At 73.7% G+C, this 12,773-nt stretch carries 10 protein-coding genes; 4 read left to right on the top strand and 6 right to left on the bottom strand.

What is annotated here, in order from left to right:
- The first annotated feature begins 17 nt into the window (after positions 1-17).
- The gene (locus AB0F62_RS06995; RefSeq protein WP_361793005.1) at positions 18-1,052 is read left to right on the top strand and encodes a hypothetical protein; all 1,035 of its coding nucleotides are present in this window, start codon (positions 18-20) and stop codon (positions 1,050-1,052) included.
- A gap of 39 nt (positions 1,053-1,091) precedes the next feature.
- Here the strand turns inward: AB0F62_RS06995 and AB0F62_RS06990 are convergent, their stop codons facing one another.
- Positions 1,092-2,519: a HAMP domain-containing sensor histidine kinase gene (locus AB0F62_RS06990; RefSeq protein WP_361793003.1), complete on the bottom strand. Its 1,428-nt coding sequence runs from the start codon at positions 2,517-2,519 to the stop codon at positions 1,092-1,094.
- A 264-nt stretch (positions 2,520-2,783) separates the two neighbouring features.
- On the opposite strand from AB0F62_RS06990, the gene AB0F62_RS06985 reads away from it, so the two are divergent.
- The gene (locus AB0F62_RS06985; protein WP_361793001.1) at positions 2,784-3,728 is read left to right on the top strand and encodes a D-2-hydroxyacid dehydrogenase family protein; all 945 of its coding nucleotides are present in this window, start codon (positions 2,784-2,786) and stop codon (positions 3,726-3,728) included.
- Positions 3,729-3,873: 145 nt separating this feature from the next.
- Here the strand turns inward: AB0F62_RS06985 and AB0F62_RS06980 are convergent, their stop codons facing one another.
- The 5 genes from AB0F62_RS06980 to AB0F62_RS06960 all read right to left on the bottom strand — a co-directional run bounded on the left by AB0F62_RS06980 (position 3,874) and on the right by AB0F62_RS06960 (position 9,382).
- On the bottom strand, positions 3,874-4,503 hold the full coding sequence (locus AB0F62_RS06980) for an MBL fold metallo-hydrolase (protein WP_361792999.1): 630 nt from the start codon (positions 4,501-4,503) through the stop codon (positions 3,874-3,876).
- On the bottom strand, positions 4,503-5,588 hold the full coding sequence (locus AB0F62_RS06975; RefSeq protein ID WP_361792997.1) for an S-(hydroxymethyl)mycothiol dehydrogenase: 1,086 nt from the start codon (positions 5,586-5,588) through the stop codon (positions 4,503-4,505). Before AB0F62_RS06975 ends, AB0F62_RS06980 begins: the two co-directional genes overlap by 1 nt.
- A 206-nt stretch (positions 5,589-5,794) precedes the next feature.
- Positions 5,795-8,101, bottom strand: a complete 2,307-nt coding sequence (locus AB0F62_RS06970) for an FtsX-like permease family protein (RefSeq protein ID WP_361792995.1) — start codon at positions 8,099-8,101, stop codon at positions 5,795-5,797.
- Positions 8,102-8,105: 4 nt separating this feature from the next.
- Positions 8,106-8,879 (bottom strand): ABC transporter ATP-binding protein, encoded by a 774-nt coding sequence (locus AB0F62_RS06965; protein ID WP_361792993.1) that lies wholly within the window; start codon positions 8,877-8,879, stop codon positions 8,106-8,108.
- The gene (locus tag AB0F62_RS06960) at positions 8,876-9,382 is read right to left on the bottom strand and encodes a PadR family transcriptional regulator (RefSeq protein ID WP_026251263.1); all 507 of its coding nucleotides are present in this window, start codon (positions 9,380-9,382) and stop codon (positions 8,876-8,878) included. The genes AB0F62_RS06965 and AB0F62_RS06960 overlap by 4 nt, the downstream gene beginning before the upstream one ends.
- Positions 9,383-9,551: 169 nt before the next feature.
- Here AB0F62_RS06960 and AB0F62_RS06955 point away from each other — a divergent pair, with 169 nt between their 5' ends.
- Both AB0F62_RS06955 and AB0F62_RS06950 read left to right on the top strand, forming a co-directional pair.
- A complete protein-coding gene (locus AB0F62_RS06955; RefSeq protein ID WP_361792990.1) occupies positions 9,552-10,829 on the top strand; it encodes an ABC transporter substrate-binding protein in 1,278 nt (425 codons plus the stop codon).
- 256 nt (positions 10,830-11,085) lie between these two features.
- A complete protein-coding gene (locus tag AB0F62_RS06950; protein ID WP_361793437.1) occupies positions 11,086-12,771 on the top strand; it encodes a glycoside hydrolase family 13 protein in 1,686 nt (561 codons plus the stop codon).
- Positions 12,772-12,773: the final 2 nt, after the last annotated feature.

Raw genomic sequence — 12,773 nt, 5'->3', positions numbered from 1 at the left:
GTGCTTGGCTTGCGCGCATGACCACCCACGCACCGGCGTCCACGGGCATGGATTCCCGTCTCGACCTCGGATTCGCCGACTCCGGCGACGGCGGGCCCTCGCTGCGGCGGGAGCTGTTCGCGGCCCTGATAGAAGTCGTCTCCGGCTCGGGAGAGTGGAGCGAGCAGACCGCCGCGCGGATCCACGGCGAGGGGGTGGCCTGGGCGGCACGCGGTGAGCCGGTGAGCGCGTTGCGGGTCGCCGTCCAGGAGACGACCGAGCACATCATGGTGTCCAGCGGGTACACCACGGCCGGCACCGAGGGCGCGCGAGGCGAGTTCGACCGGCGCCTCGCGGACGCCGGGCGCCGGGTGACCAGGGAGCTGAACCGGGGCTTCTTCGCCCACACCGGACGGGAGGCGCCCGCCTCGGCCCCGGTGCCCCCGCGGCCCGAACCGGTCTACGCCCCGCCGGCCTACGCCGTGATGGCGCTGCGCGTACCCGGTCGCCCCATCCGCGACGTCGAGGAGGTGGCGCGCGGCCACGGCGGACCCGAGACCGCCGTCCTGGCCTCGGCGCGCGGTCTGTACGTCCTGACCCCGGCGGCGCGGCACGAGGAGTCCGTCGACCTGGCCGGCCGCATCCACCGCGACCTCGGAGCGACGGCCCGGCTCGCGGTGCACTGGAAGCCGTACAACGAGGTGACGGCCGGTCAGCTGCTGGTGGACGACATCTGCGCGGTCGTCGACGCGCTCGGTTTTGGGCCGGGCGTCTACCAGCTGGACGACGTCCTGGTCGAGTACGCGGCCGCGCAGACACCCGACATCGCGCAGCGGCTGGTCGGCATGGTGCAGCCGGTCCTCGACGACCGGGTGCTGCGCGAGACGCTGAGCGCGGTGATCTCCGCCGAGGGCGACACCGACCTGGCCTGCGAGCTGCTCACGCTCCGCCGCACGTACTTCGACCGGCGACTGCGCCGGGTCGAGGAGCTGACCGGCCGCCGCGTCGAGGGCCCTCGTGACCTGCAGGTACTCAGGACCGCGGTCGCCGTCGCGGCGATCATGAGGCACTGACCGCCGCAAGGGCGTGTGCCGTGCCCGCGCCGCCCGCGATCACACGTCCGTGAGCGCCGGCAGTCGCACCCGGAACCAGGCACCGGCCTCGCACGCCTCCACGCGTACGGAACCGGCGTGCGCCGCGGCGATCGCGGCCACGATGCTCAGCCCCAGTCCGCTGCCCGGGGCGGCGTGGTCGTCCCGCCGGGCGGCGCGGGCGGCTCCGTCGCCGCCCGCGCGGAAGAACCGCTCGAAGATCCGCTCACGCAGTTCCTCGGGTATTCCGGGGCCGCCGTCGATGACGTCGACGATCTGCTCGGCGCCTTCGCGGCCGACGCGCACCTCGGCGGGAACGTCGTGCGGGGTGTGGGCGACGACGTTGGCCAGCAGGTTCGTGACCACCTGGCGGAGTCGGTCCGGGTCGCCGGTCACCAGGTGGGGGCCCGGTGCCGCGACGAGGCTCACCGTACGTTCGGGGTCGACGACACGGGCGTCGGCGACCGCGTCCGCGCACAGTTCGACCAGGTCCACGGGGCGGCGCTCCAGGGGGCGGCCCTGGTCGAGGCGGGCCAGCAGCAGCAGCTCGTCGACGAGGGCGGACATCCTGCGGGTCTCGTTCTGCACCCGGCGCATGGCGTCGTCCAGGCGGGCGGGGTCGTCGAGGGCGCCGAAGCGCACCAGCTGGGCGTAGCCGCCGATCGCGGTGAGCGGAGTGCGCAGTTCGTGGCTGGCGGCGCCGACGAAGTCGCGCAGCTGTTCCTCGGCCTTGCGGCGGCGGTTGAACTCCTCGTCGACCCGGCCGAGCATGGCGTTGAAGGCGTCCGCGAGGGACTCCACCTCCGCCGTCGACACCGGTGCGGAGACGCGCTGGGACAGGGCGCCCTCGGTGGCGAAGCGGCGGGCCGTGGCGGTGATCTCGTTGAGCGGGGAGATGGTGCGCCGGCTGAACCAGAGCGCGCCGAGCACGACGCAGGCGACCAGCGGCACACCGGAGACCGCCTCGATCACCACGAGGTTGTGCACGGTCGCGGTGTCGTCGGCGGTGGACTGCGCGATCACCAGGTAGCCGCCGTCGGGCAGCTTCTCGACCACCGCCCGCATGGGGGTGGGGCCGACGGCGCCCGCCCGTCCGGCCGCCGCCATCCGGTCCAGGTCGGTGCCGGACAGCCGGACGGTGGCACGCTCCACCATGGCGCCGGACTCCCGCTGCACGACCCGGCCGATGGCGTCCGTGAGCAGCACCACGACGGTCGCCCCGGCGGGTTTGAGGTCCGAGCTGGTCTCGAGCTCGTCCAGCCGGTCCTCGCGGATGGAGGCGAGCTGCTGGTCCAGACGGTTCCGCAGCCCGTCGGCGAGCGCGCGGGCGGCGTAGACGTCCGCGGCCGCGACACCGATCGTGGTGATCGTCAGGAAGCCGAGGGCGAGGCGCCAGTACAGGGAGCGGGGCCACCAGCGCAGCCTGCGGTACCGGTCGGGTGTCTCCACGGGCCCACCCCTCGGTTCGGTTCCGGCCGCTGTCCGAGCAGATACTAGGCCGTGTCGTCGGCCGCCCGGAGGGCGGGCGCGGCGGCTCCCCCAGCCGGCGCCGGGAGGTGCCCCAGGTGCGGTGCGTCGCATGGCGGAGAGTCGTCCTCGCGTCGCCGGGTGGGGGCACCCCGGCCGAAGGCCGGGGGAGAGCATGTGACGACACGGCCGGGGGACAGGCCCCGGACCCAGCCGTTCGACCGATCGAGCCGAGGAGACCGCACCATGCGCATCGCCGTCCTGGACGACTATCAGAAGGCGGCGCACCGGTTCGCCGACTGGGACGCGCTGGGAGCGGAGGTGGTCTTCCACCACGACCACATCGCCGGCACGGCCGAGCTGGCCGGGGCGTTGGAAGGCTTCGACGTGGTGGTCGCCATGCGCGAGCGCACCCCGTTCACCGAGGAGCGTTTCGCGGCGCTGCCCGCGCTGCGGCTGCTGGTGACCACCGGGATGGCGAACGCCGCCATCGATCTGGACGCGGCCCGCCGGCACGGTGTGACGGTGTGCGGCACGGAGAGCGTCCCGCACGCCACGGCCGAGCTGACCTGGGGCCTCATCCTGTCGATGACCCGGCACATCCCCGAGGAGGCCGCCGGGATGCGGCGCGGGGAGTGGCAGCACACGATCGGCGGCGACCTGCACGGCCGGACGCTGGGCGTCGTCGGGCTCGGCCGGCTCGGCGCGCGGGTCGCCGCGATCGGCACCGCCTTCGGGATGCGTGTCCTGGCGTGGAGCACCAATCTCGACCCGGAGCACGCCGCCGCGTGCGGCGCACAGGCGGTCGGCAAGCGGGAGCTGTTCTCCTCGTCCGACGTCGTCACCGTGCACTACAAGCTCGGCGCGCGCAGCGCCGGTCTCGTCGGGGCCGAGGAGCTGGGCTGGATGAAGCCCACGGCGCTGCTGGTCAACACTTCCCGGGGGCCGCTCGTCGACACCCCCGCGCTGGTCGCCGCGCTGCGCGAGGGCCGGATCGCCGGTGCCGCGCTGGACGTGTACGACACCGAGCCGCTGCCCGCCGGGGACGTCCTGCGGACCCTGCCCGGTGCTCTGCTCACCCCGCACCTGGGCTACGTCACGGAAGCAACGTACGAGGTCTTCTTCCGGCAGGCGGTCGAGGATGTCGCGGCCTTCCGCGACGGCGCGCCGCTGCGGGTGCTGACGGGCTGAGGGCCTGAGGGCCTGAGGGCCTGAGGGTCTCAGGGCCTGAGGGCCCGCGTTCTCCGCACGGCCGCTGCCGCGTGCGGCGGTCGCGTCCGCCGCGATCGCCCGTGGCGGCGGAGCCGTCCGGCTCCGCCGCCACGGGCCCGACGGCTCAGTGCCCGCGGGCGATCCACTCGTCCAGATGCGGGGCCTCGGCCCCGATCGTGGTGCTGTCGCCGTGGCCGGTGCGGACCACCGTCTCCGGCGGCAGCGTCAGCAGGCGGTCGCGGATCGAGTCGACGATGGTCGGGAAGTCCGAGAAGGACCGCCCCGTGGCCCCCGGGCCGCCCTGGAAGAGGGTGTCGCCGGTGAAGACCGTGCCCAGCTCCGGCGCGTACAGGCAGACGGCGCCCGGCGCGTGGCCCGGGGTGTGGAGCACGGTGAGGTCGGTGCCGGCCACCGTGAGGACCTGGCCGTCGGTCAGTTCGCCGTCGGGCGAACGCTCGGGGTGGGTCTGCTTCCACAGCGGCAGGTCGTCGCCGTGCAGCAGGATCGGCGCGCCGGAGCGTGCGGCGAGCGCGGGCGCGGCGTCGATGTGGTCGTTGTGGGCGTGGGTGCTGACGATGGCGACCAGGCGGCGGTCGCCCAGGGCCGCGGCGATGGCGTCGGCGTCGTGGGCGGCGTCGACGACGATCGCCTCGGTGTCGTCGCCGATGATCCAGACGTTGTTGTCGACGTCCCAGGTGCCGCCGTCCAGCGAGAAGGTTCCCGAGGTGACGAGGTGGTCGATCCGGGCGGCCATCAGAAGACCACCACCGAGCGCAGCACGTCGCCGTGGTGCATCCGCTCGAAGGCCTTCTCCACCTCGTCCAGGGCGATGGTCTCGGTGACGAACGCCCCCAGGTCGAGCCGGCCCTGGAGGTGGAGGTCGATGAGCATGGGGAAGTCGCGGGAGGGCAGGCAGTCGCCGTACCAGGAGGACTTCAGCGCGCCGCCGCGGCCGAAGACGTCCAGCAGCGGCAGTTCCAGCTTCATCTCGGGGGTGGGCACACCGACCAGGACGACGGTGCCGGCGAGGTCGCGGGCGTAGAAGGCCTGCTTGTACGTCTCGGGGCGGCCGACCGCGTCGATGACGACGTCGGCGCCGAAGCCGCCGGTGAGCTCACGGATCGCCTCGACGGGGTCGATCTCCTTGGAGTTGACGGTGTGCGTGGCACCCAGCTTCTTCGCCGTCTCCAGTTTCCGGGCGTCGATGTCCACGGCGATGATCTTCGCCGCGCCCGCCAGCAGGGAGCCCGCGATCGCGGCGCCGCCGACGCCTCCGCAGCCGATGACGGCGACGGAGTCGCCGCGGCCGACCCCGCCGGTGTTGATGGCCGCGCCGAGACCCGCCATGACACCGCAGCCGAGCAGCCCGGCCACGGCCGGGGAGACGGCCGGGTCCACCTTGGTGCACTGGCCGGCGTGGACGAGGGTCTTCTCGGCGAAGGCCCCGATGCCGAGGGCCGGGGAGAGTTCGGTGCCGTCCGCCAACGTCATCTTCTGCCGGGCGTTGTGGGTGTTGAAGCAGTACCAGGGCCGTCCGCGCAGACAGGCACGGCACTGGCCGCACACCGCACGCCAGTTGAGGATGACGAAGTCGCCGGGCGCGACATCGGTGACGCCCTCGCCGACCGACTCCACGATGCCGGCGGCCTCATGGCCGAGGAGGAAGGGGAAGTCGTCGTTGATGCCGCCCTCCCGGTAGTGGAGGTCGGTGTGGCAGACCCCGCAGGCCTGGATCCGTACCAGTGCCTCCCCCGGTCCCGGGTCGGGCACGACGATCGTTTCCAGGCTGACGGGGGAACCCTTCTCCCGGGCGACGACGGCACGGACCTGGTGGGCCATGGGGCACTCCTCGGCTGGTACGGATCCTTGAGAAACGGATGTTTCTCATTACGGCACACAACGCGCATGCCGCAACGCAAGCATCGGCGACGGCCGACAGAGCGGTCAAGGACCCGCGCAGCCGGCCCGGCTCGCACGATTCATTCTTACCGAGGATCCCGCCCGGCGGCCCGGTTCGGCGAGGTGCCGCACCCGGTGTCCTGCCGTCATCGGGCGTTGAGGAGCATGCGCGGGTTGCGGTCGCCCGCGGCGCGGAAGGCGGGCAGCAGGGAGCCCGCCACCGCGACCGCCACGCAGACGCAGACCATCAGCAGCAGCACCGCCAGGGGCGGGGACTGGGCGATGCCCGCGCCGACTCCGCTGGAACCGCCCTGGAGGTCGATCAGCCATGCGGAGGCGAACACCCCGGCGGTGACCCCGGTCACGGCGGCTGCCAGCACGATGAGCCCGACGCCGGTGACGACCGTCGCCACGGTCTGCTGAGGCGTCAGACCCACGGCCCGGTAGGCCCGCATGTCCCGGGCGTGGTCGCGGATGCCGCTGCCGACCGCCGTGGACAGTTCGGCCAGGGCGATCAGCGCGAGGACGCTGACGAGCCCGATGATCACCCCGCGTACGGGGGAGAGTTCGGCACCCGGACCGGCGACCTCACGCACCTCCAGGGCGCCGTGCGACGCCTCGGTGAGGGCGCCGCGCACCGCCGCGCGGTCCGCACCGGGACGCAGCACCAGGCTGTAGTACGAGGGGCCGATGGAGGGATCCTGGGCCCGCAGCACGTCGAGCGGGGCGGAGAGCACCCGGCCGCCGCGCCCGGTCTCGATGCTGCGGCCGACGATGTGCAGGATGTGCGGGGTGTCGGCGACGGTGACCCGGACCCATGCGCCGACCTCGGTGTGGAGTGCGTCGAGCAGGCCCTGCCCGGCGAGCGCCTCGTCGGGTCCGGCGGGGCGCCGGCCCTCCGCGACGGCGAAGGGGTAGGGGTCGTCGGTGGTGCCGAGCCCCCGCAGGGTGACGGACTGCGACTGGGCCGGGGCGAGCGCGGGGAGTTCGACACCCGGGTGGACCGCGGCGATCTCGGGCCGCCCGGCGAGCAGTTGCCGGACGGCCTCGTCGGTGAGGCCGTTGGGGCGGGCGGTGAGCGTGCCGGCCTGGCCGAGCTTCTCCGGGTGGTGCTCGAAACGGTCGAGCGTGGCCCAGGCGCCCAGCGCCACGGTGATCATCAGGATCGGCAGGGCGAGCCGGGCCACGGCGGCCGCGGACCGGGCGGGCCGGTACAGCACGCCGCGGCAGCCCAGCACCAGGGCGGGCGGGGCGCCCAGACGCAGCGCGGCCCGGGCCGCGCCGGACATCCTGCGGCGTCCCGGAACGGCCCCCCGCGCCGCGGGGATCGGCGGCACGCGACCGGCCCGCCAGGCGGCGAGCACCGTCGCCAGGGCGATGACCAGCACGGTCGCCGCGGCCGTGCCGGGGAGCGCCCAGGTGTGCTCCGGCAGGCCCTGCCACAGGCCCATGGCGTCCCCCATCGGCCCGGGAAAGCCCGGCGCGAGCGTCTCCGCGGCCACCGAGCCGAGCAGCACACCGGCGATGGCCAGCACCGCGTGCTGCACCAGGAACATCCGGACCACCTGGGCGGGGGTGAAGCCGACCGCCTTCAGGACGGAGATGTCGCGGACGTACGCGAGGACGCGGGTGGCGATGCCCCCGGTCACCGCGATCGCGGCGGCCAGCAGCGCGGCCAGCCCGAACAGGCCGAGCAGCAGCCCCAGGAGGTGGTTGTCGCCCTCGGCGTCGGCGCGCGCCTCCCACCAGGTGGCCACGTTGGTGACGCGGTCCGTCCCGACGGAGTAGACGGCCCGCTGGGCGACGTAGGCGGTGTCCGCGGGGTCCTTCAGCCGCAGCCCGACCGTCTGGCCGGGGCGCCCCGTGCCGTCCGCCAGACGGCTCACCAGCGTGGGCGACGCCCAGGCGATGCCGGGGGTGTCCCCCGACGCGTAGAGGGGTTCCGCGGTCTCGGCGACGCCGACCACCCGGACGGTGCTCGGCCGTCCGCCGCGGGTCACGCTGATCTCGTCACCCGGCTCGGCCCACAGCGCGGTCGCCACCGACCGCTCCAGCACGATGCCGTCGCTCGCGCCGGGCTCCAGCCAGCCCCCGCGGTCCATCAGCGGCCGGCCCACCGCCGGCGGCTTCGTGCCCGCGGCCCGCAGGTCGAGTGCGGCCTTCTCCCGGCCGTGCTGCGCGGTGACGGTGAGGGTGCGGAAGGGTCCGGAGAGCGCGGTCACCCCGTCGATGCGGGACAGGGCACGGGTGTCGGCGCCGCCGTCCGTGCGCAGCCAGACGTGGGCGCCCTCGGTCGCGGTGAACATCCGCTGCCAGGGGTTGGCCGCGTACACCAGCAGGGCGACGGAGAGCAGCAGCGCCACGGTGATGCCCGCGGTGGCCAGGACGATGGACAGGGCCTGGCCGCGGTGCGTGCGCAGATCGGCGAGGGCCCAGCGGACGGTGGCGCGCACGGCGTCAGCCCCGCAGTTTCACGACGTCGGCGGCGGCTCGGGAGGGACGCGAGGTGTACGGCGGGGAGTCCAGGGCGATGTCGTCGACGATCTCGCCGTCGAAGAGGCTGACCACCCGGTCCGCGGCGCTGGCCACCTTGGCGTCGTGCGTGACGAGCAGGATCGTCTGGCCGCGTTCGTGGCACCGGGTCAGCAGCCGCAGCACCTCCCGGGTGCCCTTGCTGTCGAGGCTGCCGGTGGGCTCGTCGGCCAGCAGCAGCGCCGGACGGTTGACCAGGGCCCGGGCCAGGGCGACCCGCTGCTGCTCCCCGCCGGACAGGTCGCCGGGAGTGCTGTCCTCCTTGCCCTCCAGGCCGAGTTCGGCGAGCAGTTCCCGTCGGGCGGCGCGCACCTGGCGGGGGGAGCGGCCGGCCAGCAGGGCGGGGAGTTCGATGTTGTCCGCGACGGTGAGGGTGGAGACGAGGTTGAAGAACTGGAAGACGATGCCGACGCCGCGCCGGCGCAGTACCGCCCAGCGCGCCTCGCTGAGCTGGTCGACCCGCTGGCCGTCCAGCCATATCCGGCCGCGGTCGGGGCGTTCGAGGCCGCCGAGCAGGTGCAGCAGGGTGGACTTGCCGGCGCCTGAGGGGCCGGTGACGGCGACGAACTCGCCCGGGCGCACCTCCAGGTCGACCCCGCGCACGGCCCGGACCTCGCCGCCGTCCACGCGGTGCGTCTTGACCAGGCCCTCGACCCGGAGCATGTACGGCGCCGCGGGGGGCGGCTCGGCCCTTCTCATTCCAGCTCCTCCTGGCAGCGCTCCAGCCAGTCGAGGTCCGCCTGCAGATGCAGCGTCGCGCCCTCGATCAGCAGCTGCGCGATGGTGTCGTCCCGGTCCTCCCCCGCGGCGAGCCGGGACATGGCCCGCATGAGGTTGAGATAGTGGCGGCGCTGCTTGTTGATCAGGGAGACCTGATCGGCCATGCCGGTGGCCGGGGCGAGGGCGAGCTTCATGAAGAACTCGTCGCGCACCCGCGGCTCGCTGGACGGCTCGTCGAACCAGGCGGCCACCGCCTCCCGCCCGGCGTCGGTGAGTTCGTAGATCCGCTTGTTGGGCCGGCCGGACTGCGTGACGTCCTCGCCCCGGATCAGTCCCGACTTCTCCAGGCGCGCCAGCGTCACGTAGATCTGGCCGATGTTCGGCTGAGGATAGGCAGCGCCGAAGAGCTTCTCAAGTGCCGTTTTCAGCTCGTAACCGTGAGCGGGCCCCTTGGCGAGGAGTGCCATGAGAGGAAGGCGCACGATCGTCCTGCCTCCTCCCCGGCTACTTGCTTGTTAGGGGCCGCTCACCAGCCCGATGATCGGCGAGCGGGCCGTCTTGCCGCGATGGCTAGTATCGCGCATGTCCAACAGGTATACATGTCCCTCCGGACGACGACGCCGTCGCCGGAGGCGGGACCTGGAGGATCGTATGCGCTGGGCGCGGGCCGCGGGCAGAGCCCTGCTCTCCGCTGCCCTGCTGCTGACCGGGTACGCCTCCGCGGGCGCCCGCGCAGCCGACGGCCCGCCCGGCGCGACCGGCCGGGGCCCGGTGACCCTGGCGACCGGCCGTGATCTGACCGGCTACCTCCAGCATGTGCTCGACGGCTGGAACCGCGCCCACCCCCTGGAGAGGGCGACCCTCGTCGAACTGCCCGAGGCCGCCGACGAGGTGCGCGCGCAGATGGCCGACAGCCTGCGCTCCGGCAGCGACCGCTTCGACGTGCTCAACATCGACGTGGCATGGACCTCGGAGTTCGCCGGCGCGGGCTGGATCGCCCCGGTCGACCCGCGCGGCCTGCCGATGAACCGGCTGCTGGACTCGGTGGTGGAGACCGCCACCTTCCACGGACGGCAGTACGCCGTGCCCTATGTCACCAACAGCGGACTGCTCTACTACCGCAAGGACATCCTCGACCGGGAGCACCTGGCACCGCCGCGCACCTGGGCGGAGTTGGAGCAGCAGGCGAAGACCCTCGCCCCGAAGTACGGCATCGGCGGCTACGCCGGGCAGTTCCTGCCGTACGAGGGGCTGACCGTCAACGTCACCGAGGCGGTGCAGTCGGCCGGGGGCGGCATCCTCGGCGGGGAGGGCAGCCGGGTCACCGTGGACTCCGCCGCGGCCCGCGAGGGGCTGGGCTTCCTGGTGCGCGGGGTGCGCGAGGGCTGGATCCCGCGCGAGGCGCTGCGGTTCAAGGAGGAGGAGTCGCGGCGGGCCTTCGAGGACGGCCGGCTGCTCTTCCTGCGCAACTGGCCCTATGTGTACGACCTCGCCTCCGCGCCGGGGTCCAAGGTCGCGGGGCGCTTCGGCGCGGTGCCGCTGCCCGGGCCGAACGGGCCGGGCGCCGGGGTGCTGGGCGGCTCCAACCTCGCCGTCAACGCGCACTCGCGGCATCCGCGTACGGCCGCGGACCTCATGGCCTACATGACGAGTGAGCCCGTGCAGCGCCAGGTGCTCACCGAGGGCTCGCTGCCGCCGGTGTGGGCGGACCTGTACAAGGACCCGGCGCTGGTGCGCCGCTATCCGTATCTGCCGGTCCTCGAGCAGAGCCTCAAGGCGGCCATGCCGCGCCCGAAGAGCGCCCGCTACGAGCAGGTGAGCCTGGCGGTGGCCGCGGTCAGCCGGGACGCGCTGGCGCTGCACACCACGCCGGAGCAGGCCGTCGCGCGGCTGGACCGCGAGCTGCGGGAGATCGTGCGGGACCGCTGATCCCGCGGTTCTCTCCCGTGGAGTATCTCCTACTTACATGTTAGGTATCCGAACCAGGCTCCCGGCACGCCGCGACGCCTCAAGCCTTCGGCGTTAAGCACACAAATCGGCTCAGCAAGCGCCGTCTATCGGCAGTTCCGTTGACACTCTCCGGACATGACTACTTAACATGCATGTATAACGAGCCACCCCGCGCGGCGCTCAGTGCCCGTCCGCGCGCCCGCAGTCAGGATGGTGACGGGTGTTCACAGCCCCTCTGGAGGACGGTTCCTCCACCGCCGCCGCCCCCTCCCCCGCACTCACCGCCGTACGGCCCTGGTGGCGCGACGCGGTGGTCTACCAGGTCTATGTGCGCAGCTTCCTGGACAGCACCGGCGACGGTGTCGGGGACCTGGCGGGCGTCCGGGCGGGCCTGCCCTACCTGCGCAAGCTGGGCGTCGACGGCATCTGGCTGAGCCCCTTCTACCCCTCGCCGCAGCACGACCACGGCTACGACGTCGCCGACTACACGGCCGTCGACCCGGTCTACGGCGACCTCGCCGAGTTCGACCGCCTGGTCGCCGACGCGCACCGGCTGGGCCTGCGCACCGTCGTCGACATCGTCCCCAACCACTGCTCCAGCGCGCACCCGTGGTTCCGCCGGGCACTGGCGGAGGGGCCCGGCGGCGCCTCGCGGTCGCTGTTCCACTTCGCCGACGGACGCGGCGAGCACGGCGAGCTGCCGCCCAACAACTGGCGGGCGATGTTCGGCGGGTCCGCCTGGTCCCGGGTGACCGAGCCCGACGGCCGGCCGGGGCAGTGGTACCTCCACCTGTTCACCCCGGAGCAGCCCGACCTCAACTGGCGCCACCCGCGCGTCGGGGAGCACTTCGAGCACGTCCTGCGCTTCTGGCTGGACCGGGGCGTCGACGGCTTCCGGATCGACGTCGCAGCCGGCCTGTTCAAGCACCCCGAGCTGCCCGACTCCCCCGATCCGGAGGCGGACGAGCGGACCCGCGACTCGGTCAACCCGCTGGCCTGGAACCGCCCCGAGGTGCACGGCGTGTGGCGGCGGTGGCGGGCGATCTGCGAGGAGTACACCGCACGCGACGGACGTGAACGCCTGCTGGTCGGCGAGGTCTCCGTGCCCACCCCGGCCGAACAGGCCCGCTACGTCCGCCCCGACGAGCTCCACCAGGCCTTCTTCTTCCATCTGCTGAGCGCGCCCTGGAGCGCGCCGGCGTTCCGGACGACCATCGCCGAGGCGCTGCGCGACATCGCCGGGACCGGCTCCACCGTCACCTGGGTGCTCAACAACCACGACCAGGTCAGGACCGTGACCCGGTACGCGGGCGGCGGCGTGGAGGCAGGAGCCGCCGGCCACCTCGGCGCCGCCCGGGCCCGCGCCGCCGCGCTGCTGATGCTGGCGCTGCCCGGGGCCGCGTACGTCTACCAGGGCGAGGAGCTCGGGCTGCCGGAGGTCGTGGACCTGCCGGACGAGGTGCTGACCGACCCGATCTTCCACCGCACCGGCAGCCGGCGCTTCGTCCGGGACGGCTGCCGGGTGCCGCTGCCCTGGTCGGGCCACGCCTCGCCGTTCGGCTTCACCGCCGAGGGCAGCACGGCCCGGCCGTGGCTGCCGCAGCCGGCCTGGTTCGCCGAACACAGCGCCGACCGCGCGCTGCTGGACACCGGGTCCTTCTGGCACCTGTACCGGGACGCGCTCGGCCTGCGCGCCCGGCTGCCCCAGCTCGGCGAGGGCACGCTGCGCTGGCTGGAGGCGCCGCCCGGCGTGCTCGCCTTCGTCCGCGGCGAGGGCCTGGTCTGCGCCGTCAACTTCGGCGAGGAGCCCGTCCCCGCCCCCGTACCGGGACAGCCGCTGCTGTCCAGCACCACCTGCCCGCCCGGGCTGCTCCCGGGCAACACCGCCGCCTGGTGGGTCCACGACCCGGCGCAGAGCTGACC

The sequence above is a fragment of the Streptomyces sp. NPDC026673 genome, assembly GCF_040638135.1.
Classification (GTDB): Bacteria; Actinomycetota; Actinomycetes; order Streptomycetales; family Streptomycetaceae; genus Actinacidiphila.
This window is presented reverse-complemented; position numbering and strand designations above follow the sequence as displayed.